Below are 24,553 nucleotides of genomic sequence, written 5' to 3'. Positions count from 1 at the left end.
GATGGACCCGCTTGCCGCCGCGATCGAACCGCTGATCCCCGGGCTGCGCCGCTATGCCCGGTCGTGGTTGCGCGACCGGGTGATGGCGGATGACGTGGTGCAGGATTGCCTGGAGCGCGCGGTCGGGCGCTGGCGACAGCGACGGGGTGCGGAGGTCCGCCCGTGGGTCTATGCGATCCTGCACAATTTGTTGGTCGATCATCAGCGGCAGCATAGCCGGCGAGGTACGGCGGTTCCGCTCCACCTCGTGGACGACGCCGCGCTCGGCCGCCCGGCCGATCAGGACACAGGCCTGCACCACCGCGACCTGCTGCGCGCGCTTGATGCGTTGCCTGAAGAACAGCGAACGGTGCTGCTCCTGGTCTCGGTCGAGGGCCTGCCCTATGCGGAGGTCGCTGCCGTAGTCGGCGTGCCGCTGGGCACGGTAATGTCGCGCATATCGCGGGGGCGCGACCGTCTGGCGACCCTCCTCCGGGAGGGTGAACGGCCGCGATTGAGGAGCGTGCAATGACCAGCCCGATCGGCGAGGACGATCTGGCCGCATGGATCGATGGCAGGCTGTCGCCCGAGCGGCAGCGCCTGGTCGACGCCTATCTTGAAGGCCAGCCGGACGTGCATGCCCGTGTGCGAGAGCAGGCGGAGCAGGCGCGAGCCCTTGCATCCCTGTTCGCCCCCGTCGCGGATGAACCGATCCCGGCGACGATGCGCGTGGCAGCGATCAGGGGACGGCAACGGCAACCGCGTTGGCAGCTCGCCATCGCCGCGTCACTTCTGCTGGCGTTGGGGTTTGGCGGTGGCTGGTCGAGCGCGCGGTGGAGCGGCGAACCCCGCGCGGGCATCGCGGCGCTGGCCAACGAGGCGAGTGATAATTTCCGTGTCTATGCCGCCGACCGGATACGACCGGCGGAGATCGGCCCCGACCAGCGCGCCATGCTGATCCGATGGACCTCCGCTCGATTGGGTGAGCGCGTCACGATCCCGGACCTCAGCACGGCCGGCTATCGCTATGGCGGGGGGCGACTGGTCGCGACGCCCCACGGCCCTGCGGCACTGCTCCTCTACGACGGACCGCAAGCGTCGAAACTTGCGGTGCTGACGAGGCCCATGCAGATCGACAAGACCGCGAGCATGACCAGCACGTCCAGCGGGACCATGGGCCGGGTCACATGGGCGGTCGACGGGATCGGCTATAGTGTGGTGGGCGAGCGACCCGCGGCCGAACTGCATCCGATCGCCGATGAAGTCCGGCGTCAGGCAGATGCCGCGCTTGTGTCCTGATAGCGCCTTGCCGCCTCCCGGCGCCGACGGGCACCGGGCGGTCCAGCGCGATCACGGCTTGCGCTCGACATCCTTCCTGTCGGTCTCGGCCGGCGTCAGACGGGCTCGCTCGCGGATGCGGCGTTCCAGCGGCGCGCCGACGAACAGGACGAGCATTGCAAGGCTCACCCCGCCGATGATGAGCGGCCACACCGCCAACCCTGCTGCCGCGCCGATCGTGGCTGTCACCCAGATGCACGCGGCGGTCGCCAATCCATGCACTTCCTGACCCTGGCCGACCCGCAGCACCGCACCGGCACCGATGAAGCCGACGCCGGACAGAATGCCCTGCATCGCCCGTCCTGCGGCATCGGCGTTCACGTTCGGCAAGCCACTATGCACGATCGCCTGAACGGCGATGCAACTCGCCAGACCGACCAGACCCAGCGTCCGCAGGCCCATGATCTGCCGGTTCTCACGCGAGCGTTCCCAGCCGAGCACCATCCCGGCCGCGGTCGCCACCACCAGCCGGCCAATCGCATCGATCCAGAAAGCGACGTCCGGTGCCGCTGATGCTTCGATCATTCGACCAGCACGTGAACGTGATGCCAGGCGGTGCACAGATAGCCGGCGAAATTCCACATCGTATCCGGCCGCTCGGGCTGTCCCTGCCCGGTCTCGTCGAAGGCACGGGCGACAAGGTGCTGGCGTCCCTTGGCAAGTGTGGCGTCAAGGATCCAGCGCCGCCAGCCCCAGCGCGTCTCCGGATCATCGGCGAAGGTCGCCTGTTGCCAGTCGCGACCGCCGTTCACCGACACTTCGATCCGAGAAATACGGCGGTCATAGGCAATGGCATATCCCTCAATCCGCACCTCTCCGGCGGCCAAACTCTCGCCCGCACCGGGCGAGCAGATCGCGGCGTTGAGCGGCATGGCATTGATCGTCAGACCCTGGCTCCAGTCGACGGTGTCGCTCGTCACAGCGGCGGGGAAGAGCTTGTAGTCGTGCGCCTGGATCGGTGCCTCGGAGGGCGTTTCACGCACCTCGATCCGTGTCAGCCATTTGGCGCTGCGGACCCCGGCATAGCCAGGCACCACCATGCGGAGCGGGGCGCCATGTTCGGGCGTCAGCGGCTCGCCATTCATCGCCCAGGCGAGGAGTACGTCGGGCTCCCGCGCCTTGCTCATGGCGATCGATACCCCGAACAAGGCTTCTTCACCCTCCACGTCCACCTCGTCCGCGCCGGTGAACGCCACGAACAGCTCGGACGCATCCGGCGCGCCGACCGCATCGAGCACATCGGCCAAGCGTACGCCGGTCCACTCCGCATTGCCGATCGCGCCTACGTCCCACGGATCGCCGGAGGTGTTGGCGACCTGCTGGAGATCGGTACGCCGGTTGCCGGCGCACTGGAGAACCGCCGTTACCGTGCGCGTGGCAAACGTGCTCTTCAGTTCCTGCACCGAGAAGAAGCGGCTCGCCATGCCCCTCCCGCTCACCTCGATCCGATGATTGGCGGGCAGATCCGGCACCGGCCCGTGGCTGCGCACGTAGAACAGCGCCTGCGGCGTCAGAAACCGCTCGATCAACGCACCGGGCGTCGGCTCGGCATTGTAGGGATCAGAACTGCGCTCGATCATATCGGTCATGGACGATCAAACGTCGCGGGCACGCGTAACGCTTCAAGTCTTCGAGACCATCGCAGACGAAAGGCTGCCGACCATTCCGATATCCAGATTGGAATGACCATATCAAACGGTTGGTCGTATCGATCTAAGTACGCGATATATGCTGCATGACTTTGGAGCAGCTCAGAATATTCGTCGGTGTCGCGGAGCGCGAACACGTCACCAAGGCAGCGGAGGCGCTGAACGTCACGCAGTCTGCTGCCTCCGGGGCGGTTGCGGCCCTCGAAGCGCGCTACGGCGTTCCGCTGTTCCACCGCGTCGGGCGTGGCATCCAGCTTACCGAGGCAGGCCGCGGCTTTCTGGAGGAAGCGCGCGCGGTGCTGGGGCGGGCAGCGCATGCCGAGACGATGCTCGCGGACTATGCCGGGCTCGCGCGTGGTTCGTTGCGGATCGTCGCCAGCCAGACGATCGCGAGCTATTGGTTGCCGGCAAAGCTCGCCGCCTTCCACGAACGCCACCCACAGATCGCGGTCGAGCTGGCGATCGACAACACCGAAGGCGCGGCAGCGCAGGTGTTGAGCGGCGCGGCGGAACTCGGCTTTGTCGAGGGCGAGGTGGACGAACCGGCGCTTGCCCACTGGAATGTCGGGCATGACCCAATGGTGCTGGTCGGCCGCGAGGAAGCCGAACGCATCGACGAGGCCTGGCTGCGCACTACACGCTGGATCGTCCGTGAGCAGGGATCGGGTACGCGCTCGACTTTCGAGGACGTGCTGCGAACGCGCGGGTTTGATCCGGCCCAGCTGACGATAGCGATGACGCTGCCGTCCAACGAGGCGGTGCGCACCGCCGTTGAGGCCGGTGCCGGCGTTGCCGTCTTGTCGCGATTGGTCGTCGCGCGCGCGCTCAAGGCTGGCGATCTCGTCGAGCTGCCGCTCGGGCTGCCCGACCGCGCCTTTCACGCGCTGCGCCACAAGGAACGCTATCGCACCCGCGCGGCCGACGCGCTGACGGATCTCATCAAGGAGCAGGTCGCATGACTGCCGACACGCACTCCGTTCTCAGCGGCCTCAAGCCGCTCAGCCGGCTCGATCACCCCCGCGAGATGATCCGCCAGTTCACGCCCAACTGGTTCGCCGCGACGATGGGCACGGGCATCCTTGCCCTCGCGCTGCCGCAGGTGCCCGGCATCGGGCCTTCGCTTAAACCTGTCGGCGAGGTGTTGTGGTTCTTCAATATCGCGCTCTTCGCGCTGTTCGCCGGCCTCTATGGCGCGCGCTGGGTGATGTTCGGGCACGAGGCGCGGCGCATCTTCGGGCACAACACCGTGTCGATGTTCATCGGGACCATTCCGATGGGGCTGGCGACGATCATCAACGGCTGTCTCGCCTTCGGCATCGCGCGGTTCGGAAATGGCATCGTGCCGGTCGCGCATATCCTGTGGTGGATCGACGTCGCCATGTCGCTCGCCTGCGGCGTGCTGATCCCCTACCTGATGTTTACCCGCCACGAGCACAGCCTGGACGGCATGACCGCCGTATGGCTGCTGCCGGTCGTCGCTGCCGAAGTGGCGGGCGCCAGCGGCGGGCTGCTCGCGCCGCATCTAACCGATCCTCATGCGCAGCTAGTCACGCTTGCGACCTCCTATGTGCTGTGGGCCTATTCGGTGCCGGTCGCGTTCGGCATCCTCGCCATCCTCATCCTGCGCATGGCGCTCCACAGGCTGCCGCATGAGAGCATGGCGGCGTCCTCCTGGCTGGCGCTGGGACCGATCGGCACGGGTGCTCTGGGCATGCTGGTGCTCGGGGCGGACGCGCCGGCGATCCTCGCGGCGCACGGGCTGGCCGGTGTCGGTACCGTCGCGGAAGGGATCGGCGTTGTGGCCGGACTCTGCCTGTGGGGCTTCGGCCTGTGGTGGCTGGCGCTCGCGACGCTCATCACCATCCGCTACTGGCGCGCCGGCGTCCCGTTCAACCTGGGCTGGTGGGGCTATACCTTTCCGCTCGGCGTCTACACCGTCGCCACCTTCCGCCTAGGCACGACGCTGAACCTCGGTTTCTTCGGTTTCGTCGGCACGGTGCTGACAGTCGCGCTTGCGGCGATGTGGCTGCTCGTCGGCGCCAAGACGCTGGCCGGCGCATGGCGCGGCAACCTGTTCGTCTCACCCTGCATCGCCACCCCGAACTGATCCGCCATGATGATCGGATCAGTCGGTCCGATCACTTGCGAAACGCCCCTTCGATCCGCCAGCGTGGCTGGCCACAGGAGAGCCTTGTCATGGACAATTTCGACGCCGAACTGGCGAGTGAGACCAGCCGTCGCCGCTTTCTCAGGCATGCCGCGCTCGGTACCGCCGGCCTTGCCGCCGCGCCGGCACTGGCGCAGCAGCTCGTCGACCTGAAGCTGCCTGGCGGCAATGCCGAACGGCCGATGACCAGCGCCTTTCCCGGCAAGGGCAGCATGATCCTCCAGCGTGTCCATCCGCCCTTGCTGGAAACGCCGATGGACGTGTTCGACAAGTCGGTGTTCACGCCCAACGACCAGTTCTTCGTCCGCTGGCACTGGGCCGACATCCCGACCTCGATCGATGTCGAGACTTTCCGCCTCAACGTCTTCGGCCACGTCAACCGACCGCTGTCGATCAGCCTCGCCCAGCTGCTGCGCCTGCCGCGGGTCGAGATGGCGGCGGTCAACCAATGCTCGGGAAACAGCCGTGGGCTGTTCCAGCCACGTGTTGCCGGCGCGCAATGGGGCAACGGCGCGATGGGCAATGCCAAATGGCTCGGTGTGCGCCTGCGCGACGTGCTCGACCTCGCCGGGGTCAAGACAGGCGCGGTGCAGGTGCGCTTCGGTGCGCTCGATCAACCGGTCGTGGCGGGCGCCCCTGACTTTGAGAAGGCGCTCGACATCGACCATGCCCGCGACGGCGAAGTGATGATCGCCTTCGGCATGAACGGCGAGCAGCTGCCGCTCCTCAATGGCTTTCCCTGCCGGCTGATCGTGCCGGGCTGGTACTCGACCTATTGGGTCAAGATGCTGAACTCGATCGAGGTACTGCCCGGCCCCGACGACCAGTATTGGATGGCCAAGGCCTACAAGATCCCCGCGACGCCGGGCGCGAATGTCGCGCCCGGCGCCAGAGACTTCCCGACTGTCCCCATCAACCGCATGATCCCGCGCAGCTGGATGACCAGCCTGCCCGATGGCCAGACGATAGCCTATGAGGCATCGATCCCGGTCGGCGGCATCGCGATGGGCGGCGACTGCGGCGTCGCCAAGGTCGATGTATCGTCGGACGGAGGCCGCACCTGGTACAGGACGACGCTCGGAGCGGACGAGGGCAGGTACAGCTTCCGTCGGTGGGATGGTCGCGTGCCGCTGCGACGCGGTGCCAACCCGATCATGGTGCGCTGCTGGAACACCAACGGTGTCGCCCAGCCGATGAAGCCGATCTGGAACCCGGGCGGGTTCATGCGCGGCAATATCGAGACCACCACCATCATCGCGGCCTGAGGAGCGAGTAGCATGAAGACCCCGTCTCCCGGCATCATGGCCGCTGGCCTGATCGGCCTGACCGGCATTATCCTCGTCTCGATCGGGGCGCCGAGCAGCCGCAAGGCGCCTGCCCCGATCTCCGAGACATCCGAGCCGGCACCGCCCACCAGCGTCTCAGCCCGCGGCTTTTCGCTCGCCTCGACCAGCGTCGACCTGCCGGTCGATGACGCTACCTACCCCGATGGTCCGCACGCCGACGTCATCAACGCCAACTGCACTTCGTGCCACTCGGCCAGCATGGCGCTAACTCAGCCTGCGCTATCGGCGGACCAGTGGAAGGCGACCGTCACCAAGATGCGTGAGGTGTACAAGGCGCCGGTGGCCGAGAAGGACGTTGACGCGATCGTTGCTTATCTCACCGCTATGCCGAGCCAGAAAGCGGCACCCGCAACCGGCAAGGCACAGGATCCCGACCCCAAGGTGGCTCCTGATGTCTCAGGTGGAACCGGATAAGCAAACCTCTCGCATAATCTAAAAAGGCGATTTCGACAGACGATCGGCAGCCTTCAGTAGGACTTTTTCAACAGCCACGGTCGGTTCTGACACCAACTCGCCACCCCAGCTTTTCCAAGGGTTTGCAGGTGTCATAAACCCGTGCCACAATGACAGCATGGAAACCGTGCCAAATGGTCGCAGGCTGATCGGCTACGCCCGCGTGTCGCGCGGCGACTCGCAAGACCTCGACCCGCAGCTTCGCGCGCTGACCGATTCGGGATGCGATCCGATCTACCGCGAGGAGGCATCGGGCGGCCGGTCCGATCGGCCCGAGCTGGCGCGCGCGATCGGCGCGTTGCAGCCCGGCGACGTATTCGTGGTGTGGAAGCTGGACCGGCTATCGCGCTCGCTTCGCGACCTCCTGTTCACGCTGGAGAAGATCACCGAGGCAGGCGCGGGGTTCCGATCGCTGACCGAGGCCGTCGATACCACCACGGCGGCAGGGCGCTTGATGACGCAGACCCTGGGCGCGTTCGCCGAGTTCGAGCGCGCCATGATCCGCGAGCGGACCATGAACGGGCTGCATCATGCGCGCCAGGCGGGGCGGCACCTTGGACGTCGGCCGAGCCTCACCGGCCCCCAGCGTGCCGATATCATCGCCAAGGCCGAATCCGGCCAAGGCTCCCCCGCCCAGCTCGCCAACCTGTTCCGCGTGTCGCGATCGACCGTGCAGCGCGTATTGCGCGAACATCGGGCGCGATTGGCGGGAGTGTAGCCCCCTGCCCTGCCCGGCTTGATGGAGGTCGTCGTTTCGACGTCCGCGTCTTTATCCTACCCACCCGACCCTTGGGCCGAGCAACGCTTATCTCTTGACCGCGTTGTGAGATACAACTACATTTGAGCCAATGCATCGAAAAGCCCTGCGCAACATTTCGTGGATCAAGGGCGCGCTCAAAGAGTTCGGCCGCTTTCCCGAGGACGCGCAGGACCAGGCGACCGACGCTCTCACGGTGATCGCCGAGGGCGACACGCCGGAAATCGCCAAGCCCATGACCGGGTTGGGTTCGGGCATATGGGAACTGGCGATCAAGGAACGGGGAGAAGCCTTCCGGGTGATCTACGCCCTCCAGCTCGACGACGACATTTGGGTGGTTCACGCCTTCCAGAAGAAGTCCAAGAGCGGGATCGCCACCCCGAAGCAGGAAATCGACTTGGTGCGCGAGCGCATCAAGCGTCTGAAGGAGGCGCTGCAATGACCGACGATGACGACTTCGAGCTGATCCGAGGCACTGGCAACGTCTATGCCGACCTTGGCATGAAGGAACCCGAACAGCGCCAGCTTCGCGCCATTCTGGCGGGCGAGATCAGCAAGACGCTGGCGACCGACAATCTGACGGTGCGGGCGGCCGAGAAGATCACCGGCGTCGCTGCCGCCGATTTTTCGCGCATCCGCCAGGCCAAGCTCAAGGGCTTTACCATCGACCGGTTGATGACGATTCTCGACCGGCTCAATCGCGACGTGCAGGTGTCGGTATCGGTATTGCCGCGTAAGGTGGACGGTCAGGCGGGGTTTCACCTTCATCCGGCCTGATCGGCACGCACCGAGAGAGATTGAAGATGGCTGACAACAAACACCGAGGGCCAACCCTCGACAGCTTCCTTGAGCAGGAAGGCTTTCTTGCCGACTCACAGACCAAGGCGATCGACGAGGACGCCGTTCGATCCGAAATGCCGAACGCCGAGACGCGCGCGGCGATGGAGTCGGCGCGCGTTACAATGAAGGCGCACCGCGTCGGCTTCACCGATCCGCAGGAACTCCTTGACGCCCTCGACGACGAAACTCGTTTAGGTCGCTGATAGCAGCAGGACATGGGGTGCCTGCCGCTGCGCGGCACCGCCGCTCAAGCGGTCTTGGCCCGCCGGGTTCCGATCGGCTGGCGGGGGCGAGGATCCGCGCAGCGGATCGCCGCCTTGACCTAGACGCATGGAACGTCCACACGTGAACGTGTTCACAAGTCCACACGTTCACGTGTTCAGGGGTTCACATGAAGGTCATCACCGTCATCAGTCAGAAGGGCGGCGCGGGTAAGACGACACTGGCAATCCACCTAGCCGCGGCCGGGGCGGGCGCGGGGCTTGCCGTGTTGATTCTCGATACCGACCCGCAGGCGACGGCAAGCCACTGGAGCGAGTGGCGCGGATCGTCGGACCTTGAGGTGGTCGATTGCGCCTCCCCTCCCCTTTTGCCCCGCAAGCTCCAACAAGCGGCCGAACTCGGGGCCGACTTGGTGGTGATCGACACCCCGCCCCATGCCGACATCATGGCGCGGGAGGCCTGCAAGGTCGCAGACCTGGTGTTGATTCCGTGTCGTCCGCAAGCCTTCGACCTCAAAGCCGTCGAGATGACGGCCGAGCTTGTGCAGGCGAGCGGCAAGCCCGCGTTCGTGCTGTTCATGGGCGGCCCCCAGCGCGCGCCGACAACCTACCGGGATGCCCGCGAGCTGATCGAGGGCAGCGATGGCGTCGCCGGCATGGGCGTAGACGTTGCGCCCGTCATGCTCACCCAGCGGGCGATCTATCATCACAGCACGGCGCAGGGGAAAACCGCGATCGAGCTGGAACCCGAAGGTAAAGCGGCCGAGGAGGTCGCCGCGCTATGGGCGTGGACAAGTGGACAGGTGAACGTGTCCACACGTTCACGGATGAACAAGAAGCGGGGCGCGGCATGAGCAAATTTGGCGCGATGAAGCAGCAGCGGGTGGAGAAGGCTGGCGCGATCGGCGACAGCCCCGACCAGGCGACGGCGACGCCCGCCACCCGCGCGCAGACCCGGCAGGGCAAGAAGGCCGTGAGCGCCTATTTCAGCCCCGAGGTCAGTCGCGGTCTGAACATGCTGGCGGCCGAGCAGGGAACGACGTTGCAGGCGCTCCTTGGCGAAGCCATCGACCTGCTCATGCGCCAGCACGGCAAGCATCCGTTTGGCGAGCGATAACTGTCCACGTGTGAATATGTGAACGTGTGAACACAAGATTAGGAGCTTTGGGGGTGGCAAGATCGACGAACGCCAGGAAATCGACCGGCACGCCCGCAGAGGTTGAAGAACCGATGCTGCCGATCGAAGCGCCACGTCGCCAGCGCAATCGCATCGGCAAGAAGTCGATCGCCGGTCGTTTCGATCCGGCGGTTGCCCGAGCGTTCGCGATCCTCGCCGTCAAGGAAGACAGCACGATCGAGGCGATGTTGACCGAGGCCGTCCTCGACATTCTCCAGAAATACAATCAGCCCATCGAGAAGTGAACAGGTTCACGTGTGAATGTGTGAACACGTGAACACCTGACCTATTGCGCCAGCATTATAGAGCGCACTTCCCAAAGACATAGGAATCTGACAGGCTTTGGTGTCGGCGGACACGTTCGCCGATTCGCCGTGGCGATCGTAGCGGGTGGCACCGCTAGGGCCAAAACGACGAAAGCCCGGCTTGGCGGCCGGGCTCTCGGAAAGTCTGATGGGCGGAGGCCCGCGTTCTGTAGCAGGAACAGCCTCCCGCAGATCGGACGCGAAGTCAACTCGAAAACGCTGTTTTCGAGAACGGGAGAGCTTTGTCCATGAAGGATTGCCGCCAGCAGCCGGGCCGACCGAACGACGGGAGGTTCCATGCAAACTGTGTTCGAGGCCCTTGGAGGGGCGAAGGGTAGGCGGCCCGGCCGTCAGACCGGCCAGCGGGTCCACCGCTACAGCCGCACCGAGGAGGGCCGGGAAGGGCGGTTCTGGCAACCGTTCAGTCCCAAGAACGTCGCTCGCTTCATGCAGGCGGCCGAGAAATATGACCGGTTGAAACGGCTTGCCCACCGGCGCGAGCGCAACAACCGCGAGAATGGCGCGATCGGCCATGTCGGGCTTGAGGTGTTGCGCGAGTTGCTTCGCCTGATCGACTACAAGACAGGCCGACTCGATCCGGCCATCGCGACGCTGGCGCTTCGCATCGGCCGCTCGATCGCGGCCGTGGTGGATGCGCTCAAGCGGCTCAAGGCGCATGGCTTCCTCGACTGGTTGCGTCGCTATGTGCCGACCGGCAACGCAGGAATGCGCGGCCCCCAGGTCAAACAGACCTCGAACGCCTACCGCTTGATGCTCCCGCCGCAGGTCGAGCGTGGCATGACGCCTCCACCGCCAGAAGACGACAGCGATCGGCGGCAGGCAGCGGCCGAGGAGGGCAGGGTGATGATTGCCAGGCTACCGCTCGATGAGCAGCCGGGCCAGCTCATCGACGATCCCGGCCTAGCCGCGATCCTTGCCCGGATCGGGCGAGCAATCATGGACCAGGAACGTGATTCAGAGAGGCAGAATGAATCCAGCCAGAGTTAGAAATATACAATGCGGAATTGGCCTAACGGCCAATGCGTAGTTCGTTTCGTGCCGCCTTCGGCGTCACCGGGCGGCCTACCGGCCGCAGGCTTGGCGGGAAGAAAGTGGGCGAGGTCGCGACCGGAACGTGCCGTAGCGACCGTCAGGAGCGCGGTGAGGGCAGGGAAGGGGCTTTCGACATGTTGTCCCGCGCTGGTTGCGCCCAAGCTCACCAGCGGGGCTTAAATCGACCCGTTAGTTTGCAGCCCAGCGACTTAGCCGCGATCGATCATGCCGGATCGAACCGCCCGGCGAACTCGCGATCGGCATAGTAGCGCAGCTTGGCCGCGATGATCGGGCGCTGCCCGGCGAGAAACAGGAGCTGGCGGTCGGGGCGCAGTGTGCGGACTTCATCGGGGGTGAGCAGCGCGCGGCCGACATGCTGCTGACCAAACGAGAGGCCGCTTTCTTCCGCGTCGATCGCGCGGCTCATCGTCTCGAACACGACGGTTTCCTCCCCGGCCAGATCGGAGACCAGCTTGGCGCTGTCCTGATCGTTGACCCCGAACACCTGGAGGACGCCCGCGTTCGACAGGAAGGTGCCGGCGCGTTGCCCGTAGAGGGCGCGGAGCTGGTGGACGTCCTGCAGGATCGGCCAGAGCTGGACGCCATAGCCCGCCATCAGCCCCATCGCGCGTTCGACCGGTTCGAGACGGCCGAGCGCCGCGAACTCATCGAGCAGGAACAGCACCGGCCAGGGTGGACGACCCGGCGCGCGCGCCAGCTCGGTCAGGGCTTGCGCCACCATCAGCCGCAGCCAGCGCGCATAGCTGGCGAGCCGATCGGGCGGCAGCACGAGGAACACCGTCGCCGGCGCATCCTTCAACCCGGCGAACGTGAAATCCGAGCCGCCCAGCACCGTCGCCATGCGTGGGGAGTCGAGGAAGTGGGTATGGCGCTGCGCGGCCGACAGCACGCCGGCAGCTTCGCGGTCGGATTTGCCGAGCTGACGGTTGGCGGCGCGCGCGGCCAGGCCACCTTGCGCCTGCATCGCCGCGAGCTGCGCCGCCAATGCGGCCGGAGCGAGCGTCAGCCGGTCGCGGAGCGTGTCCAGGGTGCGAGTGGCGGGCGGTTCGGTGGTGATGATGTGGAGCAGGATACCGGCGATCAGCGCCTTGGCTTCCTCGTTCCAATGCGCGTCGCCGGCTTCGCCGGGCGCGTCGTGGACCAGCGCGTCGGCGAGCGTCATGCAGTCGTCGGCGAGATCGAGGCCGTTGGGGTCGATACGATCGAGCGGATTGAACGCCGCCGAGGCCAGGCCGGTGACGCCGAACGGATCGAGGACATGGACCGCGCCGAACTTGCCGCGCTGGCGCGCGGCGATCCGGGCGTTCTCGCCCTTGGGGTCGATGCAGACGACCGCGAACGGATATTCCAGCAGATTGGGGATGATGGTGCCGACGCCCTTGCCGGTGCGGGCCGGCGCGATCGTCAGCAGATGCGCGGGGCCGGCATAGCGCAGCGGCTTGCCGGTCTTCACGTCGCGGCCGATCAGCAGGCCGTGATCGTCGTTGAGGGCCTGGGCTTCGCCGGCGCTGGCGAAGCGGGCCGAGCCGTGCGTGTCGGCGCGATCGTCATAGTCGAACCGGCGGAGCAGGGGCAGAACGAACATCCAGGCCGTGACCAGCACCACGGCACCGCCGATCCCGATAAAGCCGAGCTGGGGGACCACGCCGTTCTTATCCAGCTCGAAAAACCAGATCGATAGCAGCAGCAGGGCGAACAGCCCGAGGAACAGCACGATCGCGAACATGCCCATGCCGATGATGTGACGGGCGAACCGGAAGGGGGCGAGCAGGATGCCGAGCAGCGCCCACATCGGATTGGCGCGGGCAGTGCGGGCAAGGTTACGGGTAGCGCGCGCGATGCCCATCCTAGCGGCTTTCCGCCGCCATCATGGGCGTGATCGGCAACGAGCGATCGGCGTCGGGATGATCGAGCAGCCGGAGCAGGATTTGCGAGACGAGGGGAGGGGACACCCCTTCGTCTAGCAGCATATCGAAAAACGCATCATCGTTGGGCGTCGGGATCATGTCCTCGATGACGAGGTTGGCGCGCGACTCCGCCATATCCTCGCGCCACATGGCGACTTCCACGGGCGTACCGCGCACGAAATCCATCGCCCGGACTTCCGCCCGCACCGCCTCGATATCGAAATCCGCCATCAGCTCGCTTCCATCGTTTCCGCGTCCGCATCAAACGCTCGCTTGCCGCGCCGCTTCCAGAGCGCCAGCGCGTCGCCGGCATCATCGCCGCGCGCGCGTCCCGCTAGGTCGAGCAGCGCGCCGTAGAGCGTGGCGCGATCGTCGTCGGTCAGCTCGACCAGGCCGGCTTTCTGGACGAGGCCGCCCAGCTCGATCAGGTGACGGGTGCGTTCGCGGCGTTGCATGACCCAGCCCCGCGTATCGCTACGACGTTCCGCCGCTTCCGCGCGCAGCGTCGCCGCCCGGTTCAGTCGCAGCGCCCGATCCGTCGATTGCAGCAGTGCCGCTACCCCCCTCGACTTCGCTCGGGACAGGTTTGCGCCCGCGCCGCTGAAAGAAGGCAGCGCCCTTCACACGCCATGCCTCCTTCGCGCCCGCATCCTTCGATCCGATCGCATCGAGCAGCACCCCGGCGAGGGTTTCCGCATCGAGCGCATCCGCACCCGTAGCGGCGACCAGTTGCCCGAGCTGTTCGACCCGCTTCGCCTTGAGCGTCCGGGCCTTGTCGTTCAGCGCCTTCAGCTCGGCATCGTAATCGCGAACCTTCCGCATCTATTCCTCCATCATGAAGCAGATCGTGGCGCGAGCAGGATCACGCCGGCGCCGACGATGCACATGGTCGCACCGATCATATCCCACCGATCAGGCGCGCGGTTCTCGACCAGCCACAGCCATAGCAGCGACGCGACGATATAGACGCCGCCATAGGCAGCGTAGGCCCGCCCCGCAGCATCGGCATCGACACGGGTGAGCAGGAACGCGAACAGCGCCAGCGCGATCATGCCCGGCGCGATCCACCATGCCGACCGCCCGAGCTTTATCCACGCCCAGAAAGCGAAGCAGCCCGCGATTTCAGCGAGCGCCGCCATAGCGTAGATCACGCCGGTTGCAGTCAGTGTACCCAGTGTCGGCATCGTGTCGCTTCCGCGCCTTGAACGACAGCACCTTAGCGCACCCGGTATGAGGGTAAAGCCAGAACGATCGGAAAGCGCCAGCGAGTCAGTCACGAGGAGCGTAGCGGATTGTGAGTGCGCGCTTATACGTCGTTGCCGACGTGCGCTCAGAAGTGCAATAAGCGGGGCGTCATGGCGATCTACCACTTCTCCGCCAAGGTTGTCAGCCGCGCGAACGGATCGAGCGCCGTCGCGAGCGCCGCCTATCGTTCCGCGTCCGAGTTACATGACGATCGGCTAAACCGCGATCACGATTTCAGCAACAAGGCGGGCGTGACCCACTCCGAGATCATGTTGCCGGAAGGCGCGCCGGAGCGTTTAAACGACCGCGCGACCTTGTGGAACGAGGTGGAGGCGGGGGAGAAGCGCAAGGACGCGCAGCTTGCCCGCGAGGTGGAGTTCTCGATCCCGCGCGAGATGGATCAGCAGCAGGGCGTGAGGCTCGCCCGTGATTTCGTGAAGCAGCAGTTTGTCGATCGCGGGATGGTCGCGGACCTGAACGTGCATTGGGACAAGGCGAAGGACGGCACGCCGAAGCCGCACGCGCATGTCATGCTGGCGATGCGCGATGTGGGGCCGGAGGGGTTCGGGAAGAAGAATCGCGACTGGAACAGCACCGAGCTGTTGAAAGACTGGCGTGAGGCGTGGAGCGCGCATGTCAACGAGCGCATGGCCGAGTTGGGGCTTGAGGGTCGGATCGATCATCGCTCCTATGAGGAGCAGGGCATCGAGCTGGAGCCGCAGCACAAGATCGGCCCGGCAGCATCGCGGCGACCGGAGCAGGGGCTTGAGGCGGAGCGGATCGAGGATCACACGCGCATCGCGCGTGAGAACGGCGATCGGATTATCGCCAATCCCAATGTCGCGCTGGACGCCATCACCCGGCAGCAGGCCACGTTCACTACCCGCGACCTTGCGACGTTCGCGTTCAGGCATTCGGACGGCAAGGAGCAGTTCGACCAGGTGATGGCGGCGGTGCGCGCCAGTCCCGAGCTGGTGGCGCTGGGCAAGGACGGGCGTGACCAGGAGCGGTTCACGTCCCGCGATATGATCGCGACCGAAGCGCGGCTTGAGCGTGCTGGAGACGAGCTGGCGGCGCGGAGGGATCATGGTCTCCCGGCAGCGGTTCTCGACCGAGCGAGCGCCGTTGCCGGGAGTGAAGGGCTCGTGCTCGGGGACGAGCAGCAAGCCGCGCTGGAGCATATAACCGCGTCGAGCGGCATCGCCAATGTGGTCGGATATGCCGGCACCGGCAAATCCGCCATGTTGGGCATCGCGCGCGATGGATGGGAGCACGCAGGCTACACCGTTCGCGGCGCGGCGCTGTCCGGCATCGCGGCCGAAAATCTGGAGGGCGGATCGGGCATCCAGTCCCGGACCATCGCCAGTCTTGAACACGCATGGGGGCAGGGGCGCGACCAGCTTGGCCCCAAGGACGTGCTGGTGGTGGACGAGGCGGGCATGATCGGCACCCGCCAGATGGAGCGGGTGCTGTCTCATGTCCGTGATGCCGGCGCCAAGGTGGTGCTGGTGGGCGATCCCGAGCAGTTGCAGGCGATCGAAGCCGGCGCGGCGTTCCGGTCGATGGCCGAGCGGCATGGCGCGGCCGAGATCACCGAGGTTCGCCGGCAGCGTGACGACTGGCAGAAGGAGGCGACGCGTTCGCTCGCCACAGGCCGCACAGGCGCGGCGCTGCACGCCTATGAGAGCCGGGGCATGGTGCAGGCGGCCGACACGCGCGAGGGGGCGCGGGGCGAGCTGGTGGGTGGTTGGGATCGCCAGCGCCAGGCCGAGCCGGACAAGACCCGGATCATTCTCACCCACACCAACGCCGAGGTGCGCGCGCTCAACGAGGAGGCGCGCGGGCGGATGCGAGCGACCGGCGAGCTGGGCGCGGACGTGGGCGTAACCGTGGAGCGTGGCCGGCGCGACTTCGCGGCCGGCGACCGGATCATGTTCCTGCGCAATGAGCGCAGCATGGGCGTGAAGAACGGCACGCTGGGCACGCTGGAGCAGGTCAGCGAGCGCCGCATGGCGGTACGGCTCGATGACGGCAACCGCGTCGCGTTCGACCTCAAGGACTATGCGCATGTCGATCACGGCTATGCCGCCACCATCCACAAATCGCAGGGCGTGACCGTCGATCGCGCGCATGTGCTGGCGACGCCGGGGATGGACCGGCACGGTACCTATGTCGCCCTGTCCCGGCATCGCGACGGGGTGGCGTTCCACTATGGCCGCGACGACTTCACCGATCAGCGCCAGCTCGCCCGCGTCCTGTCGCGTGACCGCGCCAAGGATATGGCCGGCGACTATGCCGCGCCGTCCGACCAGGACCGGGCACGCGCCTTCGCCGAGCGGCGCGAGATCCGGTTCCCGGAACTCGCACGGGAGATCGCCGCCAAGGTGCGCGACAAGGCCAAGGGCATGTTCGACGGCTTCCGGCCCAAAGCGGTGCGAGAAACATCCATTTCGGATGTAAAGGCGCAGGCCGAGCCGGCGATCGGGGGCAAGCCCGACCAGGCCGGGGCGATCGAACGCTATGCGCGCGCCGCGGCCGATATAGGCCGGATGCGCGCCAAGGACTTGCCGGTGCTGCCGCATCAGGAGAGCGCATTGCGCAAGGCTGGCGAGGCGCTGGACGCGAACCGGCCCCATGCCGCGCGTGATCTCGCTTCCGCGCTCAGGCGCGATCCCAGTCTCATCGAGCAGGCCGCTGGCGGCAACACCGGAGGGGCCGTGCGCGCGATGGCCGAGGAGCAGCGCGTGCGGCTCGACCCGGAGGCGCGCGCGGGTCGCTTCGTGGAAGCCTGGAAGGCGATGCAGCGCGATCGTGCTGCCCTTGAGCGGGCGGGCGACCGCCCCGGCGCGGAGCGGATGCGCGGCAACATGGCGAAGGTCGCCGGTGCGATCGGCCGCGATCCGCAACTTGAATCCGCGCTGCGTCGCCGCGCGCCCGAGTTGGAGCTGAAACTGGAGAATGACCGCGCAATCGGGGATGCGCTGGCGAAATCGCTGGGGCCGGACCGCGAGCGCGACCGGGGATTGAGCCGGTAGGCATTCGTGCTTTCGGGTATGAAAAGGAAGCAGGATTGAGCAAGGACGAGCACGAACCCGAGACAGCCCAGGAGGCCTTCGCGCGGGTGGAGGGTGAGCTGGCGCTGCTACGCCGCGCCGTCGAGCGCATGGCGGTCGAGCGCGCCGAACTTCCCGAGCAGCCCGACTATAGCGAGACGCTGGCGGGCATGGTGCAGAAGATCGACGCCACCTTGCAGCGCGCCGACGCGCTGGTGACGGCAGCCAGGGACGGAGCAACGCCGCGTCACGTTGTTGACCGGATCGTAGCGGCAGGCGGTGACGCCCGCGCCGAGGACCGGCGGACGATCGCGACCGCAGCCGCAGAGCTGAAGGATGCAACTCGGGCGCTTCAGGGCGTCACCGCATCGGCGCGGCGGGGCTACGAGCAGAACCGCTGGTTGATGTGGACGGCGATCGGCGGAGTGGTGCTCGGCATGGTGCTTTGGGCGGCGTTCGCCGGCGTCGTCGCGCGTGCCGTGCCGGCGAGCTGGCAATGGCCGGAAAAGATGGCGGCGCGAGCGCTCGACCTGTCAATGTGGGAAGGCGGGCAGCGGATGATGCAGGCCGCCTCGCCCACCGCGTTCCGCGCGATCATAGCGGCCGACAGGATGGTGTTGGCCAATCGCGAAACGATCGAAGGGTGCAGCAAGGCCGCAGCCCGAACGCGCGAGACGGTGCGATGCACAATCAAAGTTGGTGCTAGCCTTGAGGAGCAGCAGGATAGCGACCGCTAGTTCCTATTCACTGCAACTCGATTTTGGCATGATTGCTGGCTCACTTTTTACTGATTTGCCCTGCTGGTTGCGCGAGCCGGCGCGCCAAGCTGCGACTATCAAATAGATACCTGCGGCAATCATCGGCACGGTGAGCCACTGACCCATATGAAGCCCTGTTCTGGCTGTGAAGCCGACAAGCTGGGCATCCGGCTCCCGGAAGAATTCGACAATGAAGCGAGCGAGCCCATAGCCAAGAAGGAACACGCCGACGAGCATGCCAGGGCGACGTCGGGCGTTGGTAAACCAGAAAAGGCACGCGAGCACGGCAAACAAGACCAGTCCTTCCAGCCCGGCTTCGTAGAGCTGGCTCGGGTGACGCGCGAGGCCATCGCGACTTCCGGGGAACACAATCGCCCAAGGCACATCGGTGGGCTTTCCCCAAAGCTCACCATTCACGAAATTAGCGAGGCGGCCGAAGAACAGGCCGATCGGCACGGTGCAGGCGACATAATCATGGACCCGCAGCCATTCGAGGCCGTGTCGTCGCGCGAACAGGATCAGCGCGAGCGAGACGCCAGCTGCACCCCCGTGGAACGACATGCCGCCGTCCCACAGCTTGAGGATTTGCAGGGGGTCGAAGATCATCTCAGGACCGTAAAAGATCACATAGCCGAGACGGCCACCGAGGATAACGCCCAACGTCGCGTAGAACACGAGATCGTCGGCTTGTGCGCGGTTCATCGGGGCCGCTGGTTGGGCCAGCAGCCGCAGCAGATACCACCACCCGGCAATGATGCCGGCGATATAGGCCAGCGAGTACCAGCGGATGTCGAGCGGGCCTATGGAGATGGCTATCGGGCTCAATCCGAGGCTGGCGAATGCGATATGGCTATCCAAGGATTGTATCCTGCCTGCGAGAAGCGGCGCTCGAGCGCGCCATGGGTTATTCCGGTGCGATTGAAGCGCCGGCATCCTTGAGCGCCGCAAACCCGCCGGGGACGTGGGCGACATTCTCCACGCCCATCTCCTTGAGTGATTTTGCGGCCAGCGCCGAGCGGGCGCCGGACCCACAATAGAGCACCAACCGCGATCCACTGGCGAGTTTGGCATTGTGGGTGGGGCTTTCAGGATCGACCTGGAATTCCAGAAGGCCACGCGGGACATGCACCGCACCAGCCACCAGCCCCGATTTTGCGACTTCCCCTGGCTCGCGGATGTCAACGAACTGGACCTTGGGATTGCCGACAAGTTTGGCTGCATCGTCAGGCGCGATAGTTTCGACAATCGCATTCGCTTCGGAAACCAGTTGTTTCGAGGTGCGTGTTGGCATCGACTTTCTCCTGTAAATGAACCTGTATCGGATGGCTCAGCCCTGCTCGGACTTGCCGCCTATCTGGCGCAGCATTTCCGGCAAATCTGTCGGGCAATCACCGCAAAGCTTGTTTGCCGGAACGGCAACGTCGATCTTCTTTGGGTAGGGAAGATCGAGAGCGGCCATGATCGCGACGAATTCCTGAACGGTCTTGCCCGCAAGGCGCGGGTTCCGTTCACGCTCCTGCGCCACTGTCGTGATGTGGCGATGATTGTAGTCGTGAGCCGGGTAGATCAGACCATCGCCCGGCAGCGTGAAAATCTTCTGCGTGACGGAGTGATAAAGGGTGGCGGCGTCACCGTTTTGGAAGTCGGTGCGGCCACAGCCGTCGATTAGCAGGGCGTCGCCGGTGAAGGCGCGAAGACCATCGGGCTGCTCAACCAGGTAGGTATGGTGGGCGTCGGTGTGCCCCGGCGTAAACAGCGGCTGAAGCTTGAGCGCGCCGACAGTCAAAGGCTGGTCCTCGGCGACCCCCACGTCAGCACAGGGAAGGCCGTCCATGGCGGGGTACGCGATCTTGGAGCCGGTAAGGCTGCGCAGATAGCAGGCCGATGTGACGTGGTCCGCATGCACATGCGTCTCCAACGTATAAGCCAGTTCGAGATCCAGTTCCTGAAGCGCGGCAAGGTCGCGTTCGATCGTTTCGAGGACAGGATCGATCAGGACGGCTTTGCGCGTCTCCGGGCAACCGAGGAGGTAGGTGTAGGTCGAGGACTCCGGCTCGAACAACTGACGAAAGATCATGATCGGTCTCCAATGGTGTCTAGCCGCCGATCCCGCCCAGGCTGCGGAACAGCATGTAGGCGGCCACGGCCAGCAGGACGAAAGCGAAGATGCGGGTGAGCAAGCCCTTATGATCGGCGAGCCGGATGGCGGTTTGCATGCCGGCGACGCCGCCAGCGACCCCGCCAGCGATGAAGAAGCCGGCCACGCGCCAATCCACGAGTCCTGACAGGGCATAGTTGAGGGCTGTCGCCGATCCGAACGTTCCCACCGAAAACAGCGACGATCCGACCGCGTTGAGGATGGGCATGCCGCTGCCGAGCATGATGCCGGGCACAATCAGGAAGCCGCCGCCGATGCCGAAGAACCCTGACAGGAGGCCGGCGAGAAGGCCGATCGCCACGAGCCGCACAGCGATGGGGCGCGTGATCCGCACGCCCGGGTCGCCGCCGCCGGATTTGCCGCGCAGCATGGAAACCCCCACCACGATCATCACGCCTGCGAACAGCACCAGGAGATGCTGACCCGCCACCATCTTGCCCAGGGTGGAGCCGATCAGGGCGCCTATGACGCCCGATGCCCCGAAGACGAGGGCGCAGGGCCACTTCACGGTTCCGGCCCGGGCGTGCTGGATCAGGTTGGCGAAGGCATTGGCGGCCACCGCCAGCGCGCTCGTGCCGATCGCGACGTGCGGGTCCTTCATGCCCACGACATACAGCAGCAACGGCAGGGCAAGGATCGAGCCGCCGCCGCCGATCACCCCGAGGGTAAAGCCGACGACGACACCGGATATGAGCGTGAGGATGTCGACCGGCGTCATGGGTTTGCCCCGGGCCTGGCTGCGCGATAACGTTCCTGAAGGGCGAAGACGCCCGTGCCCGCCAGCATCGCCACGACGAACACCAGCGCCGCCGGCGCTCCGAGGCTCAGGGCGACCAGGGCCGGACCAGGGCAGTAGCCCACGAGGCCCCATCCGACGCCGAACAAAGCCGCGCCCGAGAGAAGCTTCTTGTCCAGGGACCGGGACGATGGCCCATTGAACGCCGGTGCGAAAAGCGGAGCATCGCGCCTTCGGCCGAGTGCAAATCCCAACGCTGAAACCATGACGGCCGAGGCCAGCACCAAGGCAAGGCTCGGGTCCCACGACGGCGCGGCGACATCAAGAAACGCCAGAACCTTGCTGGGGGCTATCATGGCGGAGACGATCAGGCCGAAGCCGAAAATGAGCCCCGAGGCGAGCGCGATGAGCAGCTTCCTCATTGCTCAGAGTCCGATGACGTGTCGGGCGACGTACACAGTCGCGGCCGCTGTGATGAGGAAGACGCCTGTCGCGGCGAGCGAGCGGGGCGAGAGCCTCGCTATTCCGCAGACGCCATGCCCGCTGGTGCAACCACTCCCGAGCCGAGTCCCAAATCCCACCAGAAGGCCGGCTGCGATCACGACGGCGACTGGGGCCGGCGACGTGAGGTCCGGTAGCAGGCCGCCCGCCGCCCGGTAGAGCAAGGGCGCGGCGAGCAGGCCGACCAGGAATGTTGCGCGCCAGGCCATCTCGCCGCGGACAGGCGCAAGCACCCCGCCGACGATGCCGCTGATTCCAGCGATGCGCCCATTGGCGATCCACAGGAAGGAAGCCGAGAGGCCGATTAGCGCGCCGCCCACGATGGCCGAGAATGGGGTGAAACCCTCCATCGTCAGGATTCTCTGCTCTCAGCTTCGTCACCGGCGCAAAAGAGTGCGTAGAGTTCCGTCAGGATCGGCAGCACGCGCTCGGACGTGATGCGGTAGAATATCGTCGTTTTCTCCCGCCGTGTTCCGACCAGGCCTTCGTCGCGCAGCGTGGCCAGATGGCGGGACAAATTCGACTGTGTCAGTCCGAGGCGTTCGCCCAGATCGGTTACCGACAACTCCCCGCCGAGCAGGCTGCACAGGATCATCAGACGGTGCCGGCTCGCAAGCGAACGGAGGAACGCTTCCGCTTCGCCGGCCTTTTCCTCCAGAAGCTCCGGAGACATTTTAACGAGGGAAGGTGGCACAGTTGCTCCAAACATCTTATATGTAGCATATATGATGGAGTGGTGTTCGATCAAGCGCCAGCTAGGAGGTTCCCCCCGTGAGCTACTATTTCGCCAAGCCATCGAGGCTCCTTCGAAGCGCCGGAGTGCGAGGTAACCCCATGCTGATCGACCAGGCTGTCCGTATCGCTTCCGAGCTGCGCTGCACGCTGGGACAGATTTAGATGCTCGATCGACGTTCGCTGTTGGCTGGCGGAGCGGCATTGTTCGCAACCACCGCTTGCTCGCGCTCCACGCCGGGCCTCGGCGGGGGAGGTGCAAACCCGCTTCCGATGCCGCCGCTGTTGGACGCACGGCCTGGCCGCTCATTCGCGCTACGGGTCCAGTCCGGAACGACTTCATTTTATCCAGGCCGGCCGAGTGACACGCTCGGGTATAATGGCAGCTATCTCGGACCGACGATCAGGGTGCGCCGTGGCGACGACGTGGCGGCTGTCGTGACCAACGGGCTCAACGCGGACACGACTGTGCATTGGCACGGGCTTCTGATCCCCGGAGAGCTGGATGGCGGCCCCCATCAGATCATCGCGCCGGGCGCGACCTGGCGGCCCACGCTCCCGATCCGGCAGCCCGCAGCGACCCTCCTTTATCACTCACACGTCCATGGGTTGACGGCCGAGCAAGTCTATTCGGGCCTGGCTGGGGCGTTGCTGGTAACCGACGACGAAGAGCAGGGCCTGGGGCTCCCGTCAGAATATGGCGTGGACGATCTGCCCCTGCTCATCCAGGATCGCCAGTTCGAAAATGGTCGCCTTGTCATGCCAGGCGGCATGATGGTCGCCATGCAGGGCCGGCGCGGCGACACGATCCTTGTGAACGGCGCGGTGAATCCGCTGGCGGCGGTGCCAAATCGGTTGGTTCGCCTGCGGCTCGTCAACGCATCGAACGCGCGGATTTATGAGCTGTCGTTTTCCGATCGGCGGAGCTTTCACTGGATTGGAACCGAAGGGGGGCTGCTCGAACACGCAGTGGCATTGGAAGCCATAACCTTGGCGCCGGGCCAACGTGCCGAGCTTCTCGTGGACTTCACGGACGGTAGGTCCGCCTCGCTGGTGACGGCGGCTGATACCAACAGCTCGATGATGGGCGGCATGGGTATGATGGGGCGTGGCGCCCGAAGGACCGATGCCGCGGCACCAGCGACCGTGCTGCGGTTTGAACCACGGCCGTTGGGACAGGCTCGTGCCAGCGGCGTCGTGCCGACCCTTCTGGCATCACGAACTGGGCCCGACGCCAGCAAGGCGGTGCGCCGTCGCCGTCTGAGCCTCAACATGGGCATGGGCGGCATGATGGGCTCAGGAAGCGGCGGTGGCGGCCTTACGATCAATGGCAAGCCATTCGACATGAATCGCATCGATGAGACGGTGAAGCTAGGCTCCACCGAAATATGGGAGGTGTCTGGCGAAATGATGCGCCACCCGATCCATATTCACGGCGTCCACTTTGATGTTCTCACCCGCGGTGGCGGGCAGCCCGATGTTCTCGACCAGGGGCCGCGCGACACGGTCCTCGTCAAGGAACCGGTGGAGCTTCTCATCCGATTTGATCAGCCGGCCAAGAGCGCTCCCTTCATGTATCACTGCCATATCCTTGAACATGAGGATAATGGAATGATGGGCCAGTTCAGTGTTGCGTAGGCGTAGGCTCCCACTTCTGGAGAGTTTATGCAGCGCCTACCGTCCAACAGGAGAGCAAGGTTGCCAAAAAGAGCTTTCGCCACATTTCTGCTCGCGGCAACGATGCTGACCGGCGGCACCTCGCTAGCTGCACAGGATAATCTGGTTTATCCCGTAATACCGGGATTTGGCGGGATCGTGGCCGTGCCCAGTGCTGCCGAGCGGCCCGATCCCAAGCTTCGCTACCGCGTCTTGTTCAATGTCACCAAGGCCGCAAGCTCTCCCGACAAAGTGAATCCCAGCCTTGAGAAGGTCGCGCGCTTCGTGAACCTGCTAGGCGCGGACAAGGTCCATCCGGCTGGTGACATCGCCGTCATCATTCATGGTCCCGCGACCCCGCTCGTCCTGCAGAACGCGCCATATGCGGCGCGTATGAAGGTAGCGGCCAACCCGAACGCTGCGCTGATTGCCGCTCTCCAGAAAGCCGGTGTTTCAATCCGCGTTTGCAGTCAGGCCATGGTCGGAAATGAGATCATGCCG

32 protein-coding genes are annotated in these 24,553 nt (G+C 65.4%); 18 read left to right on the top strand and 14 right to left on the bottom strand.

The genetic code is table 11. The features are described from left to right. Position 1 precedes the first annotated feature (1 nt). Positions 2-511: an RNA polymerase sigma factor gene (locus tag AC1MLZ_RS25225; protein WP_007406239.1), complete on the top strand. Its 510-nt coding sequence runs from the start codon at positions 2-4 to the stop codon at positions 509-511. Then, positions 508-1,278, top strand: a complete 771-nt coding sequence (locus AC1MLZ_RS25220) for an anti-sigma factor family protein (RefSeq protein WP_007406229.1) — start codon at positions 508-510, stop codon at positions 1,276-1,278. The genes AC1MLZ_RS25225 and AC1MLZ_RS25220 overlap by 4 nt, the downstream gene beginning before the upstream one ends. Before the next feature lie 51 nt (positions 1,279-1,329). Here AC1MLZ_RS25220 and AC1MLZ_RS25215 read toward each other — a convergent pair whose 3' ends face one another. Next, positions 1,330-1,842, bottom strand: coding sequence for an MgtC/SapB family protein (locus AC1MLZ_RS25215; protein WP_007406274.1), 513 nt, complete (start codon positions 1,840-1,842; stop codon positions 1,330-1,332). After that, positions 1,839-2,906: a molybdopterin-dependent oxidoreductase gene (locus tag AC1MLZ_RS25210; RefSeq protein WP_007406227.1), complete on the bottom strand. Its 1,068-nt coding sequence runs from the start codon at positions 2,904-2,906 to the stop codon at positions 1,839-1,841. Before AC1MLZ_RS25210 ends, AC1MLZ_RS25215 begins: the two co-directional genes overlap by 4 nt. Before the next feature lie 146 nt (positions 2,907-3,052). Here AC1MLZ_RS25210 and AC1MLZ_RS25205 point away from each other — a divergent pair, with 146 nt between their 5' ends. The 12 genes from AC1MLZ_RS25205 (at position 3,053) to AC1MLZ_RS25150 (ending at position 11,240) form a co-directional block, all read left to right on the top strand. Continuing rightward, positions 3,053-3,925, top strand: coding sequence for a LysR family transcriptional regulator (locus AC1MLZ_RS25205; protein WP_007406272.1), 873 nt, complete (start codon positions 3,053-3,055; stop codon positions 3,923-3,925). Then, positions 3,922-5,073 carry a TDT family transporter gene (locus AC1MLZ_RS25200; protein WP_054435628.1) on the top strand — a complete coding sequence of 384 codons (1,152 nt, stop codon included), beginning with the start codon at positions 3,922-3,924 and terminating at the stop codon, positions 5,071-5,073. The genes AC1MLZ_RS25205 and AC1MLZ_RS25200 overlap by 4 nt, the downstream gene beginning before the upstream one ends. An 89-nt stretch (positions 5,074-5,162) precedes the next feature. Beyond that, complete coding sequence (locus AC1MLZ_RS25195; protein WP_021224436.1) at positions 5,163-6,398, top strand: molybdopterin-dependent oxidoreductase; 1,236 nt, start codon at positions 5,163-5,165, stop codon at positions 6,396-6,398. Between the two features lie 12 nt (positions 6,399-6,410). Then, complete coding sequence (locus tag AC1MLZ_RS25190; protein WP_021224435.1) at positions 6,411-6,893, top strand: c-type cytochrome; 483 nt, start codon at positions 6,411-6,413, stop codon at positions 6,891-6,893. A gap of 157 nt (positions 6,894-7,050) precedes the next feature. Next, positions 7,051-7,650: a recombinase family protein gene (locus AC1MLZ_RS25185; protein ID WP_054435627.1), complete on the top strand. Its 600-nt coding sequence runs from the start codon at positions 7,051-7,053 to the stop codon at positions 7,648-7,650. 130 nt (positions 7,651-7,780) lie between these two features. After that, the gene (locus AC1MLZ_RS25180) at positions 7,781-8,131 is read left to right on the top strand and encodes a type II toxin-antitoxin system RelE/ParE family toxin (RefSeq protein ID WP_054435626.1); all 351 of its coding nucleotides are present in this window, start codon (positions 7,781-7,783) and stop codon (positions 8,129-8,131) included. Next, positions 8,128-8,466, top strand: a complete 339-nt coding sequence (locus AC1MLZ_RS25175) for a helix-turn-helix domain-containing protein (RefSeq protein WP_054435625.1) — start codon at positions 8,128-8,130, stop codon at positions 8,464-8,466. Before AC1MLZ_RS25180 ends, AC1MLZ_RS25175 begins: the two co-directional genes overlap by 4 nt. A 26-nt stretch (positions 8,467-8,492) precedes the next feature. Continuing rightward, entirely contained in the window at positions 8,493-8,732 is a 240-nt protein-coding gene (locus AC1MLZ_RS25170) for a hypothetical protein (protein WP_054435624.1), read from the top strand. A 188-nt stretch (positions 8,733-8,920) separates the two neighbouring features. Beyond that, the gene (gene parA / locus AC1MLZ_RS25165) at positions 8,921-9,604 is read left to right on the top strand and encodes a ParA family partition ATPase (protein WP_054435623.1); all 684 of its coding nucleotides are present in this window, start codon (positions 8,921-8,923) and stop codon (positions 9,602-9,604) included. After that, a complete protein-coding gene (locus tag AC1MLZ_RS25160; RefSeq protein WP_054435622.1) occupies positions 9,601-9,867 on the top strand; it encodes a ribbon-helix-helix domain-containing protein in 267 nt (88 codons plus the stop codon). The genes parA and AC1MLZ_RS25160 overlap by 4 nt, the downstream gene beginning before the upstream one ends. A gap of 53 nt (positions 9,868-9,920) precedes the next feature. After that, positions 9,921-10,172, top strand: a complete 252-nt coding sequence (locus tag AC1MLZ_RS25155) for a ribbon-helix-helix domain-containing protein (RefSeq protein WP_231635604.1) — start codon at positions 9,921-9,923, stop codon at positions 10,170-10,172. A 357-nt stretch (positions 10,173-10,529) separates the two neighbouring features. Beyond that, positions 10,530-11,240, top strand: a complete 711-nt coding sequence (locus AC1MLZ_RS25150; RefSeq protein WP_231635603.1) for a replication protein A — start codon at positions 10,530-10,532, stop codon at positions 11,238-11,240. A 268-nt stretch (positions 11,241-11,508) separates the two neighbouring features. Here the strand turns inward: AC1MLZ_RS25150 and AC1MLZ_RS25145 are convergent, their stop codons facing one another. From AC1MLZ_RS25145 to AC1MLZ_RS25125, 5 genes are read right to left on the bottom strand one after another with little or no spacing between them, the layout of a single operon-like run. Continuing rightward, entirely contained in the window at positions 11,509-13,152 is a 1,644-nt protein-coding gene (locus AC1MLZ_RS25145; protein WP_054435620.1) for a type IV secretory system conjugative DNA transfer family protein, read from the bottom strand. A 1-nt stretch (position 13,153) separates the two neighbouring features. Continuing rightward, a complete protein-coding gene (locus AC1MLZ_RS25140; RefSeq protein WP_185210358.1) occupies positions 13,154-13,444 on the bottom strand; it encodes a hypothetical protein in 291 nt (96 codons plus the stop codon). Then, complete coding sequence (locus AC1MLZ_RS25135; RefSeq protein WP_054434204.1) at positions 13,444-13,668, bottom strand: conjugal transfer protein TraD; 225 nt, start codon at positions 13,666-13,668, stop codon at positions 13,444-13,446. Before AC1MLZ_RS25135 ends, AC1MLZ_RS25140 begins: the two co-directional genes overlap by 1 nt. Before the next feature lie 19 nt (positions 13,669-13,687). Next, on the bottom strand, positions 13,688-14,035 hold the full coding sequence (locus AC1MLZ_RS25130; protein ID WP_054434201.1) for a conjugal transfer protein TraD: 348 nt from the start codon (positions 14,033-14,035) through the stop codon (positions 13,688-13,690). Between the two features lie 11 nt (positions 14,036-14,046). Next, positions 14,047-14,397 (bottom strand): YnfA family protein, encoded by a 351-nt coding sequence (locus tag AC1MLZ_RS25125; protein WP_054434199.1) that lies wholly within the window; start codon positions 14,395-14,397, stop codon positions 14,047-14,049. Between the two features lie 171 nt (positions 14,398-14,568). Here AC1MLZ_RS25125 and traA point away from each other — a divergent pair, with 171 nt between their 5' ends. Together traA and AC1MLZ_RS25115 are read left to right on the top strand one after the other, a co-directional pair. Further along, a complete protein-coding gene (traA, locus tag AC1MLZ_RS25120) occupies positions 14,569-17,493 on the top strand; it encodes a Ti-type conjugative transfer relaxase TraA (RefSeq protein ID WP_480962527.1) in 2,925 nt (974 codons plus the stop codon). Between the two features lie 35 nt (positions 17,494-17,528). Beyond that, positions 17,529-18,248 carry a DUF6118 family protein gene (locus AC1MLZ_RS25115; RefSeq protein WP_231635606.1) on the top strand — a complete coding sequence of 240 codons (720 nt, stop codon included), beginning with the start codon at positions 17,529-17,531 and terminating at the stop codon, positions 18,246-18,248. A 3-nt stretch (positions 18,249-18,251) separates the two neighbouring features. Here AC1MLZ_RS25115 and lgt read toward each other — a convergent pair whose 3' ends face one another. The 7 genes from lgt to AC1MLZ_RS25080 are packed head-to-tail and all read right to left on the bottom strand — an operon-like array spanning position 18,252 to position 22,373. Further along, positions 18,252-19,127: a prolipoprotein diacylglyceryl transferase gene (gene lgt / locus AC1MLZ_RS25110; RefSeq protein ID WP_007016079.1), complete on the bottom strand. Its 876-nt coding sequence runs from the start codon at positions 19,125-19,127 to the stop codon at positions 18,252-18,254. A gap of 46 nt (positions 19,128-19,173) precedes the next feature. Beyond that, positions 19,174-19,560, bottom strand: coding sequence for a rhodanese-like domain-containing protein (locus tag AC1MLZ_RS25105; RefSeq protein WP_004213269.1), 387 nt, complete (start codon positions 19,558-19,560; stop codon positions 19,174-19,176). A gap of 36 nt (positions 19,561-19,596) precedes the next feature. Next, positions 19,597-20,346: an MBL fold metallo-hydrolase gene (locus AC1MLZ_RS25100; RefSeq protein WP_007016078.1), complete on the bottom strand. Its 750-nt coding sequence runs from the start codon at positions 20,344-20,346 to the stop codon at positions 19,597-19,599. Between the two features lie 19 nt (positions 20,347-20,365). Next, on the bottom strand, positions 20,366-21,145 hold the full coding sequence (locus AC1MLZ_RS25095; RefSeq protein ID WP_004213267.1) for a sulfite exporter TauE/SafE family protein: 780 nt from the start codon (positions 21,143-21,145) through the stop codon (positions 20,366-20,368). Beyond that, positions 21,142-21,585, bottom strand: a complete 444-nt coding sequence (locus AC1MLZ_RS25090; RefSeq protein WP_054435633.1) for a DUF6691 family protein — start codon at positions 21,583-21,585, stop codon at positions 21,142-21,144. The genes AC1MLZ_RS25095 and AC1MLZ_RS25090 overlap by 4 nt, the downstream gene beginning before the upstream one ends. Positions 21,586-21,588: 3 nt before the next feature. Then, complete coding sequence (locus AC1MLZ_RS25085; RefSeq protein ID WP_004213265.1) at positions 21,589-22,014, bottom strand: YeeE/YedE family protein; 426 nt, start codon at positions 22,012-22,014, stop codon at positions 21,589-21,591. 2 nt (positions 22,015-22,016) lie between these two features. Beyond that, entirely contained in the window at positions 22,017-22,373 is a 357-nt protein-coding gene (locus AC1MLZ_RS25080) for an ArsR/SmtB family transcription factor (RefSeq protein ID WP_218036647.1), read from the bottom strand. Between the two features lie 188 nt (positions 22,374-22,561). Here AC1MLZ_RS25080 and AC1MLZ_RS25075 point away from each other — a divergent pair, with 188 nt between their 5' ends. Further along, positions 22,562-24,034, top strand: coding sequence for a multicopper oxidase family protein (locus AC1MLZ_RS25075; RefSeq protein WP_007016074.1), 1,473 nt, complete (start codon positions 22,562-22,564; stop codon positions 24,032-24,034). A gap of 102 nt (positions 24,035-24,136) precedes the next feature. Then, on the top strand, positions 24,137-24,553 hold a 417-nt coding region (locus AC1MLZ_RS25070), incomplete at its 3' end, for a DsrE family protein (protein ID WP_480962526.1).

This window comes from Sphingomonas sp. PEI4, from assembly GCF_056679955.1.
Note: the sequence above shows the minus strand (reverse complement) of the source record. Positions and strands in the feature narration are given on the sequence as shown.

Coding starts and splice junctions, on each gene's coding strand:
- AC1MLZ_RS25225 (WP_007406239.1), top strand. CDS start 2: ATGGACCCGCTTGCCGCCGCGATCGAACCGCTGATCCCCGGGCTGCGC.
- AC1MLZ_RS25220 (WP_007406229.1), top strand. CDS start 508: ATGACCAGCCCGATCGGCGAGGACGATCTGGCCGCATGGATCGATGGC.
- AC1MLZ_RS25215 (WP_007406274.1), bottom strand. CDS start 1,842: ATGATCGAAGCATCAGCGGCACCGGACGTCGCTTTCTGGATCGATGCG.
- AC1MLZ_RS25210 (WP_007406227.1), bottom strand. CDS start 2,906: ATGACCGATATGATCGAGCGCAGTTCTGATCCCTACAATGCCGAGCCG.
- AC1MLZ_RS25205 (WP_007406272.1), top strand. CDS start 3,053: ATGACTTTGGAGCAGCTCAGAATATTCGTCGGTGTCGCGGAGCGCGAA.
- AC1MLZ_RS25200 (WP_054435628.1), top strand. CDS start 3,922: ATGACTGCCGACACGCACTCCGTTCTCAGCGGCCTCAAGCCGCTCAGC.
- AC1MLZ_RS25195 (WP_021224436.1), top strand. CDS start 5,163: ATGGACAATTTCGACGCCGAACTGGCGAGTGAGACCAGCCGTCGCCGC.
- AC1MLZ_RS25190 (WP_021224435.1), top strand. CDS start 6,411: ATGAAGACCCCGTCTCCCGGCATCATGGCCGCTGGCCTGATCGGCCTG.
- AC1MLZ_RS25185 (WP_054435627.1), top strand. CDS start 7,051: ATGGAAACCGTGCCAAATGGTCGCAGGCTGATCGGCTACGCCCGCGTG.
- AC1MLZ_RS25180 (WP_054435626.1), top strand. CDS start 7,781: ATGCATCGAAAAGCCCTGCGCAACATTTCGTGGATCAAGGGCGCGCTC.
- AC1MLZ_RS25175 (WP_054435625.1), top strand. CDS start 8,128: ATGACCGACGATGACGACTTCGAGCTGATCCGAGGCACTGGCAACGTC.
- AC1MLZ_RS25170 (WP_054435624.1), top strand. CDS start 8,493: ATGGCTGACAACAAACACCGAGGGCCAACCCTCGACAGCTTCCTTGAG.
- parA (WP_054435623.1), top strand. CDS start 8,921: ATGAAGGTCATCACCGTCATCAGTCAGAAGGGCGGCGCGGGTAAGACG.
- AC1MLZ_RS25160 (WP_054435622.1), top strand. CDS start 9,601: ATGAGCAAATTTGGCGCGATGAAGCAGCAGCGGGTGGAGAAGGCTGGC.
- AC1MLZ_RS25150 (WP_231635603.1), top strand. CDS start 10,530: ATGCAAACTGTGTTCGAGGCCCTTGGAGGGGCGAAGGGTAGGCGGCCC.
- AC1MLZ_RS25145 (WP_054435620.1), bottom strand. CDS start 13,152: ATGGGCATCGCGCGCGCTACCCGTAACCTTGCCCGCACTGCCCGCGCC.
- AC1MLZ_RS25140 (WP_185210358.1), bottom strand. CDS start 13,444: ATGGCGGATTTCGATATCGAGGCGGTGCGGGCGGAAGTCCGGGCGATG.
- AC1MLZ_RS25135 (WP_054434204.1), bottom strand. CDS start 13,668: ATGCAACGCCGCGAACGCACCCGTCACCTGATCGAGCTGGGCGGCCTC.
- AC1MLZ_RS25130 (WP_054434201.1), bottom strand. CDS start 14,035: ATGCGGAAGGTTCGCGATTACGATGCCGAGCTGAAGGCGCTGAACGAC.
- AC1MLZ_RS25125 (WP_054434199.1), bottom strand. CDS start 14,397: ATGCCGACACTGGGTACACTGACTGCAACCGGCGTGATCTACGCTATG.
- traA (WP_480962527.1), top strand. CDS start 14,569: ATGGCGATCTACCACTTCTCCGCCAAGGTTGTCAGCCGCGCGAACGGA.
- AC1MLZ_RS25105 (WP_004213269.1), bottom strand. CDS start 19,560: ATGCCAACACGCACCTCGAAACAACTGGTTTCCGAAGCGAATGCGATT.
- AC1MLZ_RS25100 (WP_007016078.1), bottom strand. CDS start 20,346: ATGATCTTTCGTCAGTTGTTCGAGCCGGAGTCCTCGACCTACACCTAC.
- AC1MLZ_RS25095 (WP_004213267.1), bottom strand. CDS start 21,145: ATGACGCCGGTCGACATCCTCACGCTCATATCCGGTGTCGTCGTCGGC.
- AC1MLZ_RS25090 (WP_054435633.1), bottom strand. CDS start 21,585: ATGAGGAAGCTGCTCATCGCGCTCGCCTCGGGGCTCATTTTCGGCTTC.
- AC1MLZ_RS25085 (WP_004213265.1), bottom strand. CDS start 22,014: ATGGAGGGTTTCACCCCATTCTCGGCCATCGTGGGCGGCGCGCTAATC.
- AC1MLZ_RS25080 (WP_218036647.1), bottom strand. CDS start 22,373: ATGTTTGGAGCAACTGTGCCACCTTCCCTCGTTAAAATGTCTCCGGAG.
- AC1MLZ_RS25075 (WP_007016074.1), top strand. CDS start 22,562: ATGCTCGATCGACGTTCGCTGTTGGCTGGCGGAGCGGCATTGTTCGCA.